We start from the raw sequence: 17,737 nt of genomic DNA on the forward strand, positions 1-17,737 counted from the left end.
CTCCCGCGATTTGTTCCGCGGATTATTGCAACACAGTATGACGGCTTGCGTGTAAAGCGACGGCCAATGTATGGGGTTGGTTTCCCGGTTGTTATTGAAACGACTCGACCGCGGGCCGCATTTGGTTCACTTTCTTAACTAATTTCCTGCGAAACATTTTCTTGCGGGGTCGCGTCTTTAGGAGCAGATTGTTACTTGTCCGTTCGCGGATTTCTGCGAGGGTTCTTCGTGCGTATGCGCCGTCCATGGCAGCGTCTTTCTTTGACCGCCCCGTTTCTGGGAGCGGCCATGTTGCAGGCGCAGACAACCCCACCTGCGCCTCCTGCAGACGCGCCGCCGCAGGCTGCGACTGCGCCACAGGAGGTACAGGGCGGCACTATTACCGGCACTGTAACTTCAGCCTCTGCGACGGAAAACAACGGCAAGAAGGTCGCGGGAACACCGCTGCCCGGCGTGACCATTACCGCCACGAACACGCTTACCGGCAAGAAGTATTCCACCGCGACAGACGTGACCGGCAGTTTCCGCATGACCATTCCGCGCAACGGACGGTATGTGATTCGCGCGGAGTTTGCGGCGTTTGCAGCGTCCACAGCAGAAGTCGTGTTGAATGCAACGCAGCACGAAGGCAAGGCTGCGCTGGAGTTGGAGCTGGCATCACGTGCGGCTGCTCGCACGGCACAGGAAAGCGGCACGACTGTGGCAGGCGTCAATGCGCAAACGCTGGCGCGCGGATTGCAATCGCTGCGCGGCGCGCAGTCGAACACAGCGGACACGCAGGATGCATCTGCTGGAGGCGAAGCTGCTCCCACGATGGCTTCGATTGGTGGAGCGGATGCAACGGGCGCTGATTCAGTCGCGGTAAGCGGACAAGCTGGGCAGATCAATGGTCTTGCCGGATTTAACGAAGACGAGATGCGTAACCGCATTCAGGATGCGATTGCGAATGCGCAGCGAAATGGTGGCGGACAAGCCGAGATTGCCAATGCCATTGTGGGTATGGTGGGCGGCATGATGCAGGGCGGCCCCGGTGGTTTTGGTGGGCCCGGCGGTGGCCCTGGAGGTTTCGGGGGGGGCGGTGGATTTGGAGGACCCGGTGGTGGTTTCGGGGGCTTTGGTGGTGGTGGCGGATTTGGCCGCGGCGGCTTCCGCAACTTCAATCCTTCCGCTATTCATGGCAACGTGTATTACACCGCGGGTAATGCCGCTCTGGATGCCACGCAGTTTTCCATCACAGGTAATCCTGTGAAGCCTGCCTACAGCACTAATCGTTACGGCATTGCGTTGAACGGATCGCCATACATCCCTGGCCTGTTCAAGCCGAGCACAAAGCAGAACCTGTTTCTGAACTGGACCGGTCAACACAACACCACGCCGACCAATATCTATGGCACTGTGCCCACGCTGGCGCAACGCAATGGTGATTTCAACGGACTGACACAACCCGTGAGCGGTGTGGCGACACCGGTGATTCTTTACAACCCGTACACCGGCACCACGTATGGCGATTGCACCACGTATACCAATTCCACTTGTAATGTGATCACCACGCCACTGAGCGCGCAGGCGCAGGCGTTGTTGCAGTACATTCCCACACCGAATGCAGCCATCAGCACCAGCAACCAGAACTATAACTACCAACGCATTGCGACGATTGGAAATAACAGCTCGCAGATTTCAGCGCGTTTCATGCGACAGCTTGGATCCAGTGCAGGACAGGGCTTTGGTGGCGGAGGTCGTGGTGGTGGCGGAGCCCGTGGTGGTGGCAATGGACGCCAACAGGGACCTGCTGTGTTGCGCCAGAATCTGAGCGCGAACTTTGCGTACTCGCATGTTGCAAGCGATGCGCGCGGACTGATGGCTGCACTGGATGGCAAGACCGTCAGCAATGGTTACAACCTGGGCACGGGATACCAGTTGAGCTACGGGCGCCTGAGCAACAGCCTGACGCTGGGATGGAATCGCAGCCGTGGCATCACCACAAACAACTTCACGAACGGCACAGTGGATCCCGCAGGCGTGGCGGGCCTCACGATTCCGAAACCCCTCACAGCACAACAGAGCTTGTACTACGGTGTGCCAGGGCTTTCATTTACGAACTTCACCGGCATCTCAGACACACAGCCCTCAGACCGTTTGCAGGAAGTGTTCACGCTGAGCGATGTGGTGAGTTGGCGGCATGGCAAACACAACTTCCGCTTTGGATTTGATGGCCGCCGCCAGCATCTGGACATGATCGCAGGCAGCAACGGCCTGGGTTCTTTCTCGTTTACCGGCTACGCCACGCAGTCTCCGTCCGGTACGAACGCTACAGGCACTACGAGTGGTTCTGCCTTTGCAGATTTTCTGCTGGGTGCGCCACAGACTACAGCCATTCAGGCAGGCAGCAACAAGATTTATCTGCGCGAGTGGATTTACGACTTCTATCTGCAAGACGACTATCGCGTGCGTCGCGATATCACGCTGAACTATGGCCTGCGTTACGAATACTTCTCGCCATATATCGAAGAGAACAACCGGCTGGTGAACCTGGATCACAACGCAGACTTTACGGAATATGCGCGTGTGGTTTCGGGTGCCAGTGGGCCTTATAGCGGAGCGTTTCCGCGGTCGCTGATTACGCCGGATCGCGCGCTGTGGTCGCCGCGCATTGGTGTTGCGTGGAGTCCGAAGTACGTCAAGAACACGGTGGTGCGCGCAGGCTATGGCTTGAACTTTAACGTGGGCCAGTATGCGAATTTCGCGAACTCGCTGTCGTATCAGCAGCCGTTTGCCGTATCGCAGAACAACACGGCAAAAGTTGGCAGCACCGATCAGGGTTGCGGCAACATCACGACCGCAGGTTCCGCAACCGGTAGCCTATTCACACTGGCAAATGGTTTTAACTGCACTTCGTCTTCGATCCTGCAGAACACGTTTGCAGTGAACAAGAACTATCGCCTGGGCCGCGTGCAGGTGTTCAACATGGACATTCAGCACACGTTCCCGCTGGGCATTGTGACGAACGTTGGCTACAACGGATCGCTTGGAAGCAGCCTGGATCTGCGTCGTTCGCCGAACCGCACGGCAACCTCCGTCGTCGGTAATGCGCAATCGATTGTGTATGAAGATTCGATTGGCGATTCACGCTTCCATTCGCTGAGTGTGAATGCGCGCAAGCGGCTGCAGAAGGGCGTGTCGTTGCAGGCCACATATCAGTATGGCCACTCGATTGATGATGCGAGTTCGATAGGCGGCGTGGGCAACAACACCATTGTGCAGAACGATAAGCGCATTGATCTGGAGTACGGCAACAGCAGCTTTGATGTACGCCACCAGGTAACAGGAAACTTCCTGTACGAGCTTCCTTTTGGCCCGAACCGCGCGTTCCTGAATCAGGGTGGCAAGTTGTCGAAGGCGCTGGATAACTTTGGTTTCAGCGGCACATTCACCTTTGCTACCGGAACGTACACGACGCCGCAGTATCAAAACACGGTGGCGCAGGCCTCAGCAGGTAATAACTTCACGCTGCGACCAGACCGTGATTTTTCACAGCCGATTACAGGTGCGGGCACGCTGAAGAGCTGGTTCAATACGAAGGCGTTCACCACACCATCCTCTTCTGTGGTCTTCGGCACAGCGTCGCGCAACAGCATTGAACTGCCGGGAACGGTGTCTGTGAACATGTCGCTTTCAAAGTCGATTCCGCTGGGCGAACTGCGCAACTTTGAAGGCCGCATCACTGCGTCAAACGTGTTTAACACGGTGCAATACACCGGTGTGAACGCAGTGCTGAACTCATCCACTTTCGGGCAGATCACGAGTGCGGCCCTGCCACGCAAACTCACTTTTGATGCGAGGTATCGGTTCTAATGGCACATACGCTCCGTTCTCTCGCATGCCTTTCACTTTGCGCCAGTGTCGCATTGGCGCAGCAGCAACAGCAGTCGCCGGTGCAGTTGAACACGCCGGTGCAACAGGCACCTGCGCCGCAGCCGGGACAGCCGGCATCCACTGGAACCAGTATTCAGCAGGTGGGCGACAGCACATCGCAGAACTTTACGTTACGCGTGGATAGCAACATGGTGCTGACCAACGTTGTTGTGCGCGATAAAAAGACCGGTGCGGTCATTAAAGATCTGAAAGCTTCAGACTTTACGATTCTGGAGAACAACAAGGCGCAGAAGATCTCATCTTTTGATTACCAGACTGTGGATCAGGCTGCACGTTTGAACGAAGCCACTGTCAGCGGCAAGGCACCGACGATTGCGCAGATTCTTGATCGCAGCATGGGTGCGGATCAGAAACAGTTGCGCGACCATCGTTTGATTGTAATGTTCTTTGACCTGTCAAGCATGCAGGATGAAGACATTGATCGTGCGGTGGATGCTGCGAAGGATTACATCAACAAGAAGATGGCGCCGGCTGACCTGGTGGCGGTGGCGAGCCTGAGCACATCGCTTTCACTGGACCATGACTTCACTGCCGACAAAGACCAACTGCTGCGCACGGTGAGCAAGTTTAACGGCAGCAACGAAGGGGCGGCGTTTGCCAACGGAGCCACCGCAAGCACTGACGTTACCAGCGAAGATGGCACCGGCTTTACCGCGGACGATACGGAATACAACAACCTGAATACCGATCGCCAGCTTTACGCGATTCAGACGATTGCGAAGAGCCTGGAGAAGCTGGAACAGCACAAGAGCATGCTGTACTTCAGCGGCGGATTGACGCGGCAGGGTATTGAAAATCAGGCCAGCATGCGCGCTGCAACCAACGAAGCAGTGAAAGCAAACATGGCCATTTACAGCGTGGATTCGCGCGGCCTGGAAGCGCTGTCGCCGCTGGGTGATGCAAGCACCGGATCGTTGCGTGGCACGTCTGCATACAGTGGGCGTGCGATGCAATCGCGTCTGGATTCCAACTTCTCGTCGCAGGAGACGCTGGGCACACTTGCCTCTGATACTGGTGGCAAGTTCTTCTCAGACTCGAACGATTTCGCACCGGCATTCGCGCAGATTCAGCACGATACTGAGGCGTATTACATTCTTGGCTTCCGGTCCACGGATCAACGGCGCGATGGAACGTTCCGCCATCTGACGGTTAAGTTAAATAACCATCCTGATGCGAAGCTGGAGTATCGCCCTGGCTATTACGCGCCCGCCGACTTCAAACACCAGAAGACGGAAGATCGCGAATATGCGCTGAACGAACAGTTGAAGAGTGATCTGCCTGCCGTAGATATTTCGATGTACCTGGAAGCGTTTTATTTCCGCGTTTCGCCGAATGAGTACTACATCCCGATGTCGCTCATTGTGCCGGGTTCGCAGATTCCATTCACGCGCACGAAGGATCAGGACAAAGCGACGCTGGACATTGTTGGCCAGGTAAAGAATGCGCAGGGCATTGCTGTGGGCAATGCGCGCGAAACGATCAAGCTATCTGTCGATGGCAATCTGGGCGCGGCGCGGCGCAATATTCAATACAGCACTGGCTTCACGCTGGCACCCGGACACTATCACGTGAAGTTTGTGGCGCGTGAAAACGAGACGGGCAACATGGGTTCGTTTGAGACGGATCTTGTGGTTCCGGATCAACGCAAGCAGCCGATCAAGCTGTCGAGTGTGGTGTTGAGTTCGCAGCGTACGCCTGCTGCGCAACAGCCGCGACGCCCGGGGCCGATGCCTCCGGGAATGCAGGCGCCGGTGAATCCGCTGGTGCAGGATGGGCAACTGTTTGTGCCGAATGTGCCGCACGTCTTCCGGCAGGATGCGCACATGTATCTGCTGTATGAGCTTTACGATCCGGCGAAGGCAACTGCTGTGGCGCAGCAACAGGCTGCAACGGAAGCGAATGCGAAGCAGAGCGGCATGAAGGCGCGGCCAGCGTCTGGCGGCATCCACGTGCTGACTTCCATTGAGTTCCTGCAGAACGGGGCTAAGGTGTTTGAGACGCCGCTGGTGGCAGCGGACACACTGAATGAACCGGAGCGCGGTGCGGTGGGTTTCAGCTTTGATGTGCCGCTGGATACGCTGAAACCGGGCACGTACATCTGCCAGGTAAATGTGGTGGATGACACTGCGGGAACATTCACTTTCCCGCGACTGGCACTCAAAGTTGTTGCGCCCACACCGACCGCTGCACCTGCTGCGCCTGCAACACCGGCAGCACCCACTTCCACTTCGGCGGCTCCTGCGGGAAACTAAGAAGCAGGATGCAGTCGCGCGCCACGAAAGACGTTTTGTTGCAGACCCCACATCTGGAAGAGGCCACGGCCTTCTATCGGGATGTGCTGGGTCTGCGTGTGTTTTTGAATACCCCGGATATGGTGGGGCTGGATGCAGGCGCGTTTTCTCTATACCTGGATCGCGCTGGATCGCTTGGCCCGGTGTTGGAGTTTCTGGTGACTGATGTTGCGGAAGCTCGACGCAACTTATTGAATCGCGGCTGCACAGTGATTGCGGATGATCCTTCGATTCCGCGCTTGTATATGCGTGACCCTTTCGGCCTGATCTACAACGTCGCTCAGGATGCGCATGCGGTGAAGGATGATCCGGAACCGATTCGCGATCCCGAACCGCCGCCGCACTATTGATCGGCCTTCGGTCGACACCGTGGCCGCGACGTGCGAAAGTGTCTTGAACCCAACACATTGGAGAAGACACACATGCCCCTGCCAAATGATGAACGCGTGGTTGCCCTTGCTAACGATCTGCTGGCACAGTTCGATGCCATCTTTGGCGTTCATCCAGGATTCCGCGCTGCACACGCCAAAGGCGCGTTGCTGGCGGGTGTGTTCACACCTTCTGCCGAAGCAGCGAAGCTATCGCGTGCGCCGCATTTCAACCAGCCTTCCACTGCAGTACGCGTTCGTTTCTCCAACTCCACGGGTCTGCCGATGTTGCCGGATAACGATGCGAATGCCGATCCGCGCGGCATGGCGGTGCGTTTTGTGCTGGGCGAACACAAGCACACGGACATTGTGTCGCACTCGGTCGATGCGTTTCCCGCGCGTAATGGCTATGAGTTTCTTGAATTCCTGAAGGCAGTGAAGGCGACGGACTTCGCAAATTTTGCAGGTTCGCCTCTGGAGGCGTTTCTGGGCTCGCATCCTGCGGCGCTGGCATTCGTACAGATTCCCAAGCCCGCCCCCAGCAGTTTTGCACGCGAAACGTACTTTGGCGTTACGGCGATGGAGTTCCTGAATGCGGACGGTGCTTCGCGCTTCGGTCGTTATCGCATTGTGCCGGAAGAGGGTAATGACTTTCTGACAGCCGAGCAAGCTGCCACGAAGGATGCGAACTTCCTGATGGATGAAATTCGCAGCAGCGTTGCCACGAAACCGGCGAAGTTTACGTTGGCGGTGCAGCTTGCGGACCCAGGCGACGTGGTGGATGACGCAACGATTCATTGGCCTGCGGAGCGCGAGGTGTTGACGCTGGGCACCATTGAAATCAATGCGGTGGTGCCGGACGATGCTGCAGAACAGAAGACCATCATCTTTGATCCCATTCCGCGCATTGATGGCATTGAGGCTTCGGCCGATCCACTGCTGGAACTTCGTGCGGCAATCTATCTGATTAGTGGCCGGAGACGGCGTTCGGCTTAAGTTTTCTTGCTGTCAGAAAATCCGGCGGCATCTCACGGTAGAAGAATCCTGCTAAGGTTTTTTGCTGAGAGGTGCCGCTGTGCTGAATCGTCGTGACTTCGTTCGTCTTGCTGCCGCTGCTTCTGCAGCCACGTCCCTTCCTGCAACCATGCTGCCGCAGGCGCCAAAGAAGGTCCGCTATGCGGCAGTGGGGCTAGGCCGCATTTCATGCCAGCACTTTATGCCGGGCACGAAGATGGGTCAGTATGGCCAGATCACCGGGCTTGTCAGCGGTCATCCGGATAAAGCTGCGAAGTTTGCCGCGGAATATGGTGTGCCGGAAAAGAACATCTACACGTACGAAACGTACGACCAGATGAAGGACAACCCCGACATTGACGCGGTCTACATTGGCCTGCCAAACAACATGCATGCGGAGTACACCATTCGCGCGGCGAAGGCGGGCAAGCATGTGTTGTGCGAGAAGCCTATGGCCAACACGCCTGCCGATTGCCAGGCAATGATTGACGCGTGCCGCAAGGCCAATCGCAAATTGATGATCGCGTATCGCTGCCAGTTGGAACCTACTTTCCTGCAGGCGCGCAAGATGATTCAGGATGGCGTCATTGGCAAGGTGTGGGCTCTTGAAGCGGCAAACGGATTCAACATTGCCCCGAATGAGTGGCGCAGCGATGCGAAGTATGCGGGCGGTGGGCCGTTGATGGATGTGGGCATTTATTCGCTGAACGCATGCCGCTGGCTTCTGCAGGAAGAACCACAGGACATCAGCGCGCATAGCTATGTGGACCCCACGGATCCACGCTTCAAGGGCGTAGAGGAAACCATTGGTTGGGTCATGAAGTTTCCTTCAGGCGCCATTGCCACCTGCAATACAACGTATGGCGCCAATCAGGAAGGCTTCACGCGGCTGCACGGCAGCAAAGGCACGTTGGAAATTTTTGGTTATGGATACGACGGCATTCACATGACCGTGAAATCCAGACCGCAGGTGGAACAGCCTCAACCGGACACAAACAAAGACCCGCACCAGTTTGTGGTGGAGAGCGACTACTTCTCGCGCTGCGTTCTGGACAACAAGGAACCCGGCCCGAACGGCGAAGAGGGTCTGCGAGATATGCAAGCGATTGCGCGTATCTATGCGGCAGCGAAGAAAGCTTAGTTTGATTTGGCGCGGCCTCGAAGTGCGATAGCATAACGCCACCGCTACGCATTTCGAGGTCAACCGCTGATGAGACCGGATCGCCGTACCTTTTTGAAGTCGGCTGCTGCCTGCGCACCTGTTGCCATGATGAACGCAGCACGTGCAGAGGATCAGGCCGCTGCAACAGTTGCCGTGAAGCTGACGCCCAACTCCATTCCCGTTGCCGATCTGCCGAAGCATTATGACGTGGAGACCGGCATCCACAACCTGGAGAACGGCTACTGGGGCGTGATGCCGCGTGCCGTGGCGCAGGTGTATACGGAGCAGTCAGCATATGTGAATCGCAACAACTCCATCTGGGCGCGCAATGTGTTGCCCGGTGGCGCTTGTCTTGCGGCGGGTGGACGTGAGGCTCGTGAGGCCATTGCGAAGATGGTGGGCGCGCATACTGACGAAATTGCCATTACGCGCAGCGGTTCCGATGCGTTGCAATCACTCATCTGCAACTACAAGGCGATCAAGCCGGGCGATGCTGTCATTTATTGCGATCTGGATTACGACGCGATGATTGCCAGCATGGATTGGCTTGGCGACCATCGTGGCGCGCAGGTGGTGAAGTTCGATATGCCGGAGCCTGCGACCACCGCGAACATTCTTGCCGCGTATGAAGATGTGTTGAAACGCACGCCCAATGCAAAGCTATTGCTGGTGACGCAGGTATCGAATCGCACCGGGCTTGTTACGCCAGTGAAAGAGATTGTTGCGATGGCGCGAGCGCGCGGCGTGGATACCATCTGCGATATTGCGCATGGTGTGGCGTGTCTTGATTTTCAGATTGCTGATCTGGGCTGTGATTTCGCCGGATGGAGCGTGCATAAGTGGACTTCTGCGCCGCTGGGCACGGGTGCGATGTACATTCGCAAATCGCGCATTGACGACATTGATATTGCGTATGACAACCACGAGATTCCGCCGCATGACATTACGGCACGTGTACCTGCGGGTACGGTGAATTTTGCGGCGCTGCTGTCGATTCCGACCGCTGCGGATTTTCATTTTGCTGTGGGTGGTGCGGCGAAGGAAAAGCATCTGCGCAGCCTGCGTGATCGCTGGGTTCATGCGGTGGCTGATCTGCCGAACGTGGAAATTTGTGTGCCCGATGATCCTGCGCGTTACTGTGCCATCACCAGCTTTCGTTTGAAGGGCATGCACACGAACGAACAGGCGCAGCATCTACAGCAGGTGTTGTTTGAGAAGTATCGCGTGCATACCGTATGGCGGAAAGGCGTGGCGAAGGGGCCTGTCATCCGCGTGACGCCAGGTTTGTACAGCACGTTTTCCGATAGTGATGCGCTGGCGAATGCGCTGCACAAAGAACATGCCATGTTTGTCTAAGCGTTCTGAAGAATCCTGAGTAAGGAGAGCCTTTATGGCGAAACTTGTGTACGGATTGAACCAGTCTCTGGACGGCTACGTTGACCATGACAAGTTCATGCCTGAGGTTGCGCTCTTCCGCCATTTCATTGAGGAAGTACGTGGCACGACCGGCATGATCTACGGTCGGCGCATGTACGAAGTGATGCGGTACTGGGATGAAGATCAGCCGGACTGGGAAGCGCACGAACACGAGTACGCCGCAGCGTGGCGAAGCAAACCAAAGTGGGTAGTATCGCGTTCGCTTACTTCTGTTGGACCGAATGCCACGCTTGTAGCCAATGATCTTGAAACGGTGGTACGCCGGTTGAAGGCCGAGTTACCGGGCGAGATGGAGGTCGCAGGCACCGAGCTGGCGCAAAGCCTGACAAATCTTGGGCTTATCGATGCGTATCAGATCTACCTGCACCCTGTTGTGCTGGGTAGTGGCAAGCCATTCTTTGCCGGGCCGCAGCCACCACTTCGTCTTGCCGCAAGTGATCGCATTGTCCCGAATGTGATTCGGTTGACGTATGTTCCTGCTTAATGGAACGGCTGGCCTGTGGGGGGTCGGACTAGGGTAATGCCGCCAGGGTGGTATGCCGTCTTCCACCAACGATTTTGCAAAGCAGCTTTCGATGGATGTTGCGCTCCGCGAAAAGGCGAGATTCTCAATCTGTCGAGAGGGTTCTGGATGCCCTCCAACAGAAAAGAGCGCTTTAAGAAATGCATGATCTGATTGTTGCTGCCGGTTTCTTCGCCATGGTTCTCTCTCCTTGCATCGTCGCCACCATCGTCGGCCGCACAGAATCTGAGGCGTAACCCTCCCCCAATGCGGGCCTGATCGTGGCGCCGCTATGCCCCTCTCTCCCAATCGTTGGCAATCCCGTTCCTAACGAAACCCGCCGTAGAGCAGGTTCGCGGAGCAACCCCTAGTTTCTCTGGCCGCTTAGACGGGCCGCAGCCGCGGCCTTCTGGTCTCCCTTTCGCTCTGCTGCTGTCTGATTCTTCTTCGGCTTGCAGCTCCCCTTTTCTCCCTGCATCTTTCCCGGAACGGGCTCATAGCCCGGCCAGCATGCGTTTGCTGCCGCGGTTTTCTTGCCGCCCTTCGTTGCCGCAGACTTCTTTCCCGGGGTCTTTTTCGTATCCGCACCCTTAATGTGCCGCCGGTTTGCGGCCGTTTTCGTATTGGCGGATTTGGTTGCGCGTTTCGCTGTAGCCTTTTTCGCCACGGTCTTGCGGGCGGTGGACTTTTTGCTTGCTGTCTTCCTCGTTGCTGCTTTTCTCGCAGTGGCCATAACCACCTTAGAGCGAGAACCGCCTGTGCGCGTTCACTGGTGCTTTGACAGAAAGATGGGCGTTTTCATGGCAGTCGCAAACGAATAGGGCCTTTTGCAGTGGCAGCATTCACGGGATGACCGCGCTGCGTGATCTGCAGTCTTCCCTCGTCAGCCATCCCCGCAGCCACATTGCGAATGGGTTCCATCCACGGCTCCCAATCGCTTCGGGTATCGCCTGCAATCGCACGCGCCACCTCGCTGGGGCAGATCGTTTTGCCCTCACCGCGCTGCTTCAGCAGATGCAGGATGGTGGCGCGGATAGTGCTTTCTTCACGTTTCATAGCGAAATCGCTCCCATCTTTTACACTTAGATGGTTATGGCTAATTTCCCGCCACTTAGCGAGCAGCTTGACCTGATTACCAAGGGCGCTGCCGAAATCATTCCGTTGGACGAACTGACGAAGCGCATTGAAGCTTCCATTGCCAGCGGCAAACCCATGCGCATCAAGGCCGGGTTTGACCCCACTGCACCCGATCTTCACCTGGGCCACACGGTGCTGATGCGCAAGCTGCGTCACTTTCAACAGCTTGGCCATACGGTCATCTTCCTGATTGGCGATTCGACAGCGCTGATCGGCGATCCCACAGGGAAGTCGCAGACGCGCAAGCCGCTGACACGCGAACAGATTGCAGCCAATGCCAAAACCTACCAGGATCAGGTCTTCCGCATTCTGGACCGCGACAAGACGGAGATTCGCTGGAATTCCGAGTGGCTCGACAAGCTAGACTTCGCTGAAATGGTGAAGCTGATGGCGCAGTTCACCGTGAGCCAGATGCTGGAGCGGGAAGATTTCCATAAGCGCTTCAACAACGAGGAACCCATCGCGCTGCACGAACTTATCTACCCGATCGTGCAGGGTTACGACTCCGTTGCGCTTCAGAGCGATGTGGAACTTGGCGGCACGGATCAGAAGTTCAACCTGATGCGTGGTCGCGACCTGCAGCGCCAGTTCGGCCAGCAGCCACAGATCATCCTGATGATGCCCATCATTGAAGGCCTGGACGGTGTGCAGAAGATGAGCAAGTCGCTGGGCAACTACATTGGCGTGGATGAGCCGCCGTTTGAGATGTTCGGCAAGCTGATGACCGTGGGCGACGACCTGATGTGGCGTTATTGGACGCTGCTGACTGACGTTCCTGCCAGCGAGATTGAAACAATGAAGGCGAAGGTTGCCGATGGCTCGCTGCATCCCATGGATGCGAAGAAGGCCATGGCACGCACCATTACTGGAGGCTTCTCATCGCCGGAAGATGCGCTGCGCGCGGAAGAGAACTGGTCCACACAGTTTCAGAAGGGCGGCACCAGCGAGGACACGGAGCGTGTGTCGTTGGCGAAGGCTGACCTTGCGTTTGAAGAAGCGACGAACACCATTGGCACAGACAAGCTGATGGTGGCTGCGGGCTTCTGCCCGTCGATGGGTGAAGCTCGTCGCAAGCGTGCCGAAAAGGCCGTGAAGATTGACAACGCCACGGTGGAAGATGCGCGGCTTGCCATTGCATCGGGAACGGCTGAGTTACTGGTGAAGCTGGGCAAGAAGACGAAGATCGTTACCGTCTCGTAGTTACACAATCAGAACGTCATCATGCGGCGGTGACAGGTGTGAGAGTAGGATGTTGGCCATGCTCTCGCACCTGTCCCGCCGTCGTTTTCTACAGGGCAGCGCCGCTACTGTGGCCGCTGCACGTGCTGCTTCCATGTGGCCGCAGAATGCCATGCGCATTGCTTCCGGCCCGTTTCAACCCACCTGGGATTCGCTGAAGGCGAACTACAAAACGCCAGACTGGTTTCGCGATGCGAAGTTTGGCATATGGGCGCACTGGAGCGCGCAATGCGTGCCTGAACAGGGCGATTGGTACGCACGGAGGATGTACATGCAGGGCGACCCCATCTACGAATGGCATGTAAAGCACTACGGCCATCCCACGAAGTTTGGCTTCATGGAAATCGACAACCTGTGGAAGGCCGAGAAGTGGCAGCCGGAGCAGATGATGCAGCTTTATCAGGCTGCGGGCGCAAAGTATTTCTTTGCTCTGGCGAATCATCACGACAACTTTGATAACTACGCGTCGACGTATCATCCGTGGAACTCCACACGCATTGGGCCGAAGCGCGACATCATTGGCACATGGGAAAAAGTCGCACGCGCGCATGGCATGAAGTTTGGCGTTTCAAATCACAGTTCGCATGCGTGGCACTGGTTCCAGGTGGCGTATGGGTATGACGCTGTTGGACCGCTTGCGAATCAGCGTTACGATGCGGCCACGCTGACCAAAGCCGATGGCAAAGGCAAGTGGTGGGAAGGCTATGATCCTCAGGTTCTGTATGCGGGACGCACTGATCTTGCAATGCCGGACGGAGTGAACACCATCGCTGCGCAAAACGCTTGGCATAAAGATCACGATGGTAAGTGGCACGAGGAAGACCCGCCGCAGAATCCACACTTCTCAGAGCTATGGTTTCTGCGCTGCAAGGAGCTTTTTGATAAGTACAACCCGGACCTTGTCTACTTTGACGATGAGGAATTGCCCTTTGGCGATAAGGGTTTGAGCGTGACGGCGCATCTGTACAACACCAGCGTTGCGCGGCACGGATCGCAGCAGGCTGTGGTGTTTGCGAAGAAGCCCGGCCCGAACCACATGGGCGGATTTACGCTGGACATTGAACGCTCGCGTTCCACGGAGATTCTTGCGGAACCGTGGCAGACGGATACGTGCATTGGCGATTGGCACTACAAGCGTTCACTGTTTGAGCAGCACAAATACAAGACTGCCGATACAGTGATTGCGCTGTTGATTGATGTGATCAGTAAGAACGGCAATCTGCTACTGAGTGTTCCAGTGCGTGGCGATGGCAGCCTTGACGAAGATGAGCATGCGTTCCTTCAACAGCTTGCTTCGTGGGTGCCTGTACACGGCGAGGCTATCTACGGCTCGCGTCCGTGGAAGGTCTTTGGCGAAGGTCCGCCGGAGCCGATTGAAAAGAACTTCAGCGAGAAGACGCGGCCACACACGGCAGAGGACATTCGTTTCACCACAAAGGGCAACGTTGTTTATGCGTTTGTGCTGGCGTGGCCTACGGATGGCAAGGTGCGTATCAAATCCATGCGGCGTGGTGGGGAACACACGCCATCTTCCATCCACCGTGTGGAGATACTGCCCAACACAGCACAGTTGAAGTGGACGCAGACAGCGGATGCGCTGGAGGTCACCATGCCTACAGACAAGCCGAATCCTTACGCTTATGTCCTGCGGATCACGACTTAACAATGTAGCGAGCCACAAACGAACGCAGCGTGCGCGGCAGACCGCTGCGACGCTGCGTTTGCTTTGCGTGCGGACTTAATCGATGGTTGTTGGCTTTGCAGCGAATAGCGGCGCAAAGCTGCCGCGATACTGCAGGAAGACGATGATCCACAGCACGGCTGCCAGCAGACCGGGTGCAATACCGCCGGGGTTCATGGTGACGTGGAAGGTGAGGATATTCACCAGTTCCGCTGCAAGGATGACCAGCGCCAATGGGACAAAGAAGCCGCTCAACAGCAGCAGTCCTGCGACAAGCTGGAAGGCAAAGAACATGTACGAATAATGCGACATCGCCACGCCAGTGAAGAAGTGAATAGCGTTCGGGTCTGCCGGTGGTGGCTGCTTGATGAAGTTCAGGAATCCATTCAGGCCGAAGACCGTAAAGATCAGTCCCAGCAGATAACGGGCGATGGTTGCTGCGATTTTCATTGCGAGATCCTCTGCGTGAAGTAATTCGATATCAAAACAAGTTACAGCTATCGGATTCGGGCCTATGAAAAAAGGGTGCAGAATTTTTTAGGCAGCTTTGCGGTGACGCGACCGCAGCATACTCCGCGATGCCAGTAGGTACAAGGGAATTCCGCATGCCGCAATGATGAGCGCGAACACCAGTGCCGGGATGTTGCCCACATGTTCATCACGCGCGGCCCAGAGTGCAAAGAGCATCAAGCCCACGGGGCCACATCCCAATACCACGGCAAACCACGTGGGACCGGGGACGCGAAAGGGACGCGGCATCTGCGGCTGACGTCGCCGCAGGATGACCAGCGCGGCAAATTCCAGGATCAGCGACAGTCCCCATAGCAGAACGTCGATGGTGATGAGTCGTTCAAAGGTTAGCTTCAACGCCAGTGCCCAACATGTGGCGCATATGATCAGCGAAACCCATGGCACATGGTTGCGATTGCGTTTTGCCAGTACACGCGGCAGCAGGCCGTCGCAGGCCATGGCATAAGGCAAGCGCGTGTAGCTGAGTGTGAGTGCGTTGAATGTGCCCATGCTGTCCAGCGATCCTGCCAGTACAACACCGACTGCCAATGCCGTGCCGCCGAGAAGATGCGCAGCGTCGGCCCATGCGCCGGTGGAGAAGCGATCCGCGGGAATGCCAGCCCATGCCACGGCCGCAATGGGGATCAGGTATGTGAGCATGACCATGACCGCGGCCAGCAACATCACGCGCGGATACGTCCGTTGCGGCTCTTCTACTTCGTTGGCGATGGTGGTTGCGTTGTCCCACCCCATGTAATTCCACATGGCCACAAGAATCGCAGCAGGCAGATCAATGCGCGAAGGTGCGCCCATGGCAGCGTGCGGCGTGTGCGACCCCGTGTAGATGGCAAGAACAACCAGTGCCATAAACGGACTCAACGCCAGCAACCAAATGAAGACCGAACCGTTCCCCACCGACTTGGCTCCGCGCAGATTCCACAATGCTGAAAGCACCACCACACCGATCTCAAGCGCCAGGCCGCGATGTCCGCTGGTCATGGCGGGTGCAACGCGACCAAGGTAATCGACAAAGATCGTGGGATAGATGGCCATGTCAAAGATAGAGGCCGCGAGCGATAGCCACGCTTCCTGAAATCCCCAGAACGGTCCCATGGCACGGCGCACCCAAACGTAAAAGCCGCCCTCTTCCGGCATGGCGGCGGAGAGTTCGCCCAGCATCAGTGCGGTGGGCAGACTCCACACGAACGGCAATAGAAACAGTAGTAAGAGTGCGCGGCCATAACCGGCGAAGCCAATGATGTCTTCCAGCCCGTACGGGCCGCCAGAGACCATGAAATACGTCGCCGCCAACAGCGGGATCAGCTTCAGTTTGCGCGCGTGGGTCGTGGTCATTTTCTGGTTGGTATCACCTGGCGTTTGCAGATGTGCGTGATGTTGAATGTATCTTTTTCACGCGGCCTGTGCGGAGGAACTTTGGCCGATGTGCTAACGTGCCTTGATGTGCATTGCAGCAAGTGTTGGCAGAGGCGGTAAGAATCTTCGCGACGACGTTCGCACCGTGCAACTGCTGCTGAACATGCACCATGCGCAGGTAACCGGACCGTTGGTGGCGGATGGCGTTTGTGGCATAGCGACCATTGCTCTGATTGAACAGTTTCAGCAAGGCGTGATTGGCGGAAACGACGCTGCGGGACTTGTCACACCGGACGGCGGAAACTCTGCTCACGGTTCGATACTGCGTGCGTTGCGCAGCAGTATGCCTCCGGGATTCACTGCAGAAAAGCTGGAAGGCATCCTGATTCACGCCGCTGCTGCTGATACTGCGCGTTTCTTTGCGCCGATGCTGGCGGCCATGCAGTCTGCATCCATGGACACTGCACTGCGGCAGGCGCATTTTCTGGCGCAGGTAGGACATGAAAGTGCAGAGCTGCGCTACACCGAAGAGATTGCCAGCGGCGCTGCGTATGAAGGCCGCAAAGACCTGGGCAACACGCAGACAGGTGATGGCGTGCGCTTCAAAGGCCGTGGGCTGATGCAGTTGACCGGCCGCACGAACTACACGGCGTTTGGCAAATTCATTGGGCAGGATCTTTTGACGCATCCACAACTGGTCGCAAGCGATTCTCGTCTTGCCGTGGATGTGGCGACATGGTTCTGGACGAGGCACGACCTGAATACGCTGGCCGATGCCGATGACATTCTCACGATTACGCATCGCGTAAACGGTGGTGAGAACGGGTTGGACGACCGCAAGACAAAGCTGGCGCGCGCGAAGTGGTTTCTGATGGATCCGCATCCCGACCCGGCTCTGCCTGGGTTGATTCAGGCAATGGAAGCAGTGGCGTTTGAGCCGGTCGAACACCGCGCCAGGAAGCGCACAAAACATCGCAAGAAGCGACACCATGTGAAGACGCCTTGAAATGGCGGCTTCTCCGTCTGGACAGGAACGGAAATCCACGGATATAGTTCGGGGGCTGGATTATTCCTTGTCAGAGCGGTCTT

The 17,737-nt window shown here is 56.8% G+C and carries 13 protein-coding genes; 10 read left to right on the forward strand and 3 right to left on the reverse strand.

Annotation, left to right across the window (positions count from 1 at the left end):
• Positions 1 to 288 precede the first annotated feature (288 nt).
• From JAO32_RS17880 to JAO32_RS17910, 7 genes are all read left to right on the forward strand, one after another.
• Positions 289 to 3,852, forward strand: coding sequence for a TonB-dependent receptor (locus tag JAO32_RS17880; protein ID WP_334242913.1), 3,564 nt, complete (start codon positions 289 to 291; stop codon positions 3,850 to 3,852).
• Entirely contained in the window at positions 3,852 to 6,185 is a 2,334-nt protein-coding gene (locus tag JAO32_RS17885; RefSeq protein ID WP_334242916.1) for a VWA domain-containing protein, read from the forward strand. The genes JAO32_RS17880 and JAO32_RS17885 overlap by 1 nt, the downstream gene beginning before the upstream one ends.
• Positions 6,186 to 6,193: 8 nt before the next feature.
• The gene (locus JAO32_RS17890; RefSeq protein ID WP_334242918.1) at positions 6,194 to 6,574 is read left to right on the forward strand and encodes a VOC family protein; all 381 of its coding nucleotides are present in this window, start codon (positions 6,194 to 6,196) and stop codon (positions 6,572 to 6,574) included.
• A gap of 72 nt (positions 6,575 to 6,646) precedes the next feature.
• On the forward strand, positions 6,647 to 7,588 hold the full coding sequence (locus JAO32_RS17895; RefSeq protein WP_334242921.1) for a catalase family peroxidase: 942 nt from the start codon (positions 6,647 to 6,649) through the stop codon (positions 7,586 to 7,588).
• Positions 7,589 to 7,667: 79 nt separating this feature from the next.
• Positions 7,668 to 8,747, forward strand: coding sequence for a Gfo/Idh/MocA family protein (locus JAO32_RS17900; RefSeq protein ID WP_334242923.1), 1,080 nt, complete (start codon positions 7,668 to 7,670; stop codon positions 8,745 to 8,747).
• A gap of 69 nt (positions 8,748 to 8,816) precedes the next feature.
• The gene (locus JAO32_RS17905; RefSeq protein WP_334242925.1) at positions 8,817 to 10,124 is read left to right on the forward strand and encodes an aminotransferase class V-fold PLP-dependent enzyme; all 1,308 of its coding nucleotides are present in this window, start codon (positions 8,817 to 8,819) and stop codon (positions 10,122 to 10,124) included.
• 34 nt (positions 10,125 to 10,158) lie between these two features.
• Complete coding sequence (locus JAO32_RS17910) at positions 10,159 to 10,689, forward strand: dihydrofolate reductase family protein (protein WP_334242928.1); 531 nt, start codon at positions 10,159 to 10,161, stop codon at positions 10,687 to 10,689.
• Between the two features lie 816 nt (positions 10,690 to 11,505).
• Here the strand turns inward: JAO32_RS17910 and JAO32_RS17915 are convergent.
• Positions 11,506 to 11,763 (reverse strand): DUF3253 domain-containing protein, encoded by a 258-nt coding sequence (locus JAO32_RS17915; RefSeq protein WP_334242929.1) that lies wholly within the window; start codon positions 11,761 to 11,763, stop codon positions 11,506 to 11,508.
• A gap of 36 nt (positions 11,764 to 11,799) precedes the next feature.
• On the opposite strand from JAO32_RS17915, the gene tyrS reads away from it, so the two are divergent.
• Complete coding sequence (tyrS, locus tag JAO32_RS17920; RefSeq protein ID WP_334242931.1) at positions 11,800 to 13,044, forward strand: tyrosine--tRNA ligase; 1,245 nt, start codon at positions 11,800 to 11,802, stop codon at positions 13,042 to 13,044.
• A gap of 58 nt (positions 13,045 to 13,102) precedes the next feature.
• A complete protein-coding gene (locus JAO32_RS17925) occupies positions 13,103 to 14,746 on the forward strand; it encodes an alpha-L-fucosidase (RefSeq protein WP_334242933.1) in 1,644 nt (547 codons plus the stop codon).
• Positions 14,747 to 14,821: 75 nt separating this feature from the next.
• On the opposite strand, the gene JAO32_RS17930 is transcribed toward JAO32_RS17925, so the two are convergent.
• Together JAO32_RS17930 and JAO32_RS17935 are read right to left on the reverse strand one after the other, a co-directional pair.
• Positions 14,822 to 15,214, reverse strand: a complete 393-nt coding sequence (locus tag JAO32_RS17930) for a hypothetical protein (RefSeq protein WP_334242935.1) — start codon at positions 15,212 to 15,214, stop codon at positions 14,822 to 14,824.
• Between the two features lie 87 nt (positions 15,215 to 15,301).
• Positions 15,302 to 16,627, reverse strand: a complete 1,326-nt coding sequence (locus JAO32_RS17935) for an APC family permease (protein ID WP_334242937.1) — start codon at positions 16,625 to 16,627, stop codon at positions 15,302 to 15,304.
• A gap of 106 nt (positions 16,628 to 16,733) precedes the next feature.
• On the opposite strand from JAO32_RS17935, the gene JAO32_RS17940 reads away from it, so the two are divergent.
• Positions 16,734 to 17,654: a glycoside hydrolase family 19 protein gene (locus JAO32_RS17940; RefSeq protein ID WP_334242939.1), complete on the forward strand. Its 921-nt coding sequence runs from the start codon at positions 16,734 to 16,736 to the stop codon at positions 17,652 to 17,654.
• Positions 17,655 to 17,737: the final 83 nt, after the last annotated feature.

The organism is Terriglobus sp. ADX1 (assembly GCF_036877645.1).
GTDB lineage: Bacteria > Acidobacteriota > Terriglobia > Terriglobales > Acidobacteriaceae > Terriglobus.

Excerpts from the sequence above, each read along its gene's own strand:
- JAO32_RS17880 (WP_334242913.1), top strand. The coding sequence starts at position 289 with ATGTTGCAGGCGCAGACAACCCCACCTGCGCCTCCTGCAGACGCGCCG.
- JAO32_RS17885 (WP_334242916.1), top strand. The coding sequence starts at position 3,852 with ATGGCACATACGCTCCGTTCTCTCGCATGCCTTTCACTTTGCGCCAGT.
- JAO32_RS17890 (WP_334242918.1), top strand. The coding sequence starts at position 6,194 with ATGCAGTCGCGCGCCACGAAAGACGTTTTGTTGCAGACCCCACATCTG.
- JAO32_RS17895 (WP_334242921.1), top strand. The coding sequence starts at position 6,647 with ATGCCCCTGCCAAATGATGAACGCGTGGTTGCCCTTGCTAACGATCTG.
- JAO32_RS17905 (WP_334242925.1), top strand. The coding sequence starts at position 8,817 with ATGAGACCGGATCGCCGTACCTTTTTGAAGTCGGCTGCTGCCTGCGCA.
- JAO32_RS17910 (WP_334242928.1), top strand. The coding sequence starts at position 10,159 with ATGGCGAAACTTGTGTACGGATTGAACCAGTCTCTGGACGGCTACGTT.
- JAO32_RS17915 (WP_334242929.1), bottom strand. The coding sequence starts at position 11,763 with ATGAAACGTGAAGAAAGCACTATCCGCGCCACCATCCTGCATCTGCTG.
- tyrS (WP_334242931.1), top strand. The coding sequence starts at position 11,800 with ATGGCTAATTTCCCGCCACTTAGCGAGCAGCTTGACCTGATTACCAAG.
- JAO32_RS17925 (WP_334242933.1), top strand. The coding sequence starts at position 13,103 with ATGCTCTCGCACCTGTCCCGCCGTCGTTTTCTACAGGGCAGCGCCGCT.
- JAO32_RS17930 (WP_334242935.1), bottom strand. The coding sequence starts at position 15,214 with ATGAAAATCGCAGCAACCATCGCCCGTTATCTGCTGGGACTGATCTTT.
- JAO32_RS17935 (WP_334242937.1), bottom strand. The coding sequence starts at position 16,627 with ATGACCACGACCCACGCGCGCAAACTGAAGCTGATCCCGCTGTTGGCG.
- JAO32_RS17940 (WP_334242939.1), top strand. The coding sequence starts at position 16,734 with ATGTGCATTGCAGCAAGTGTTGGCAGAGGCGGTAAGAATCTTCGCGAC.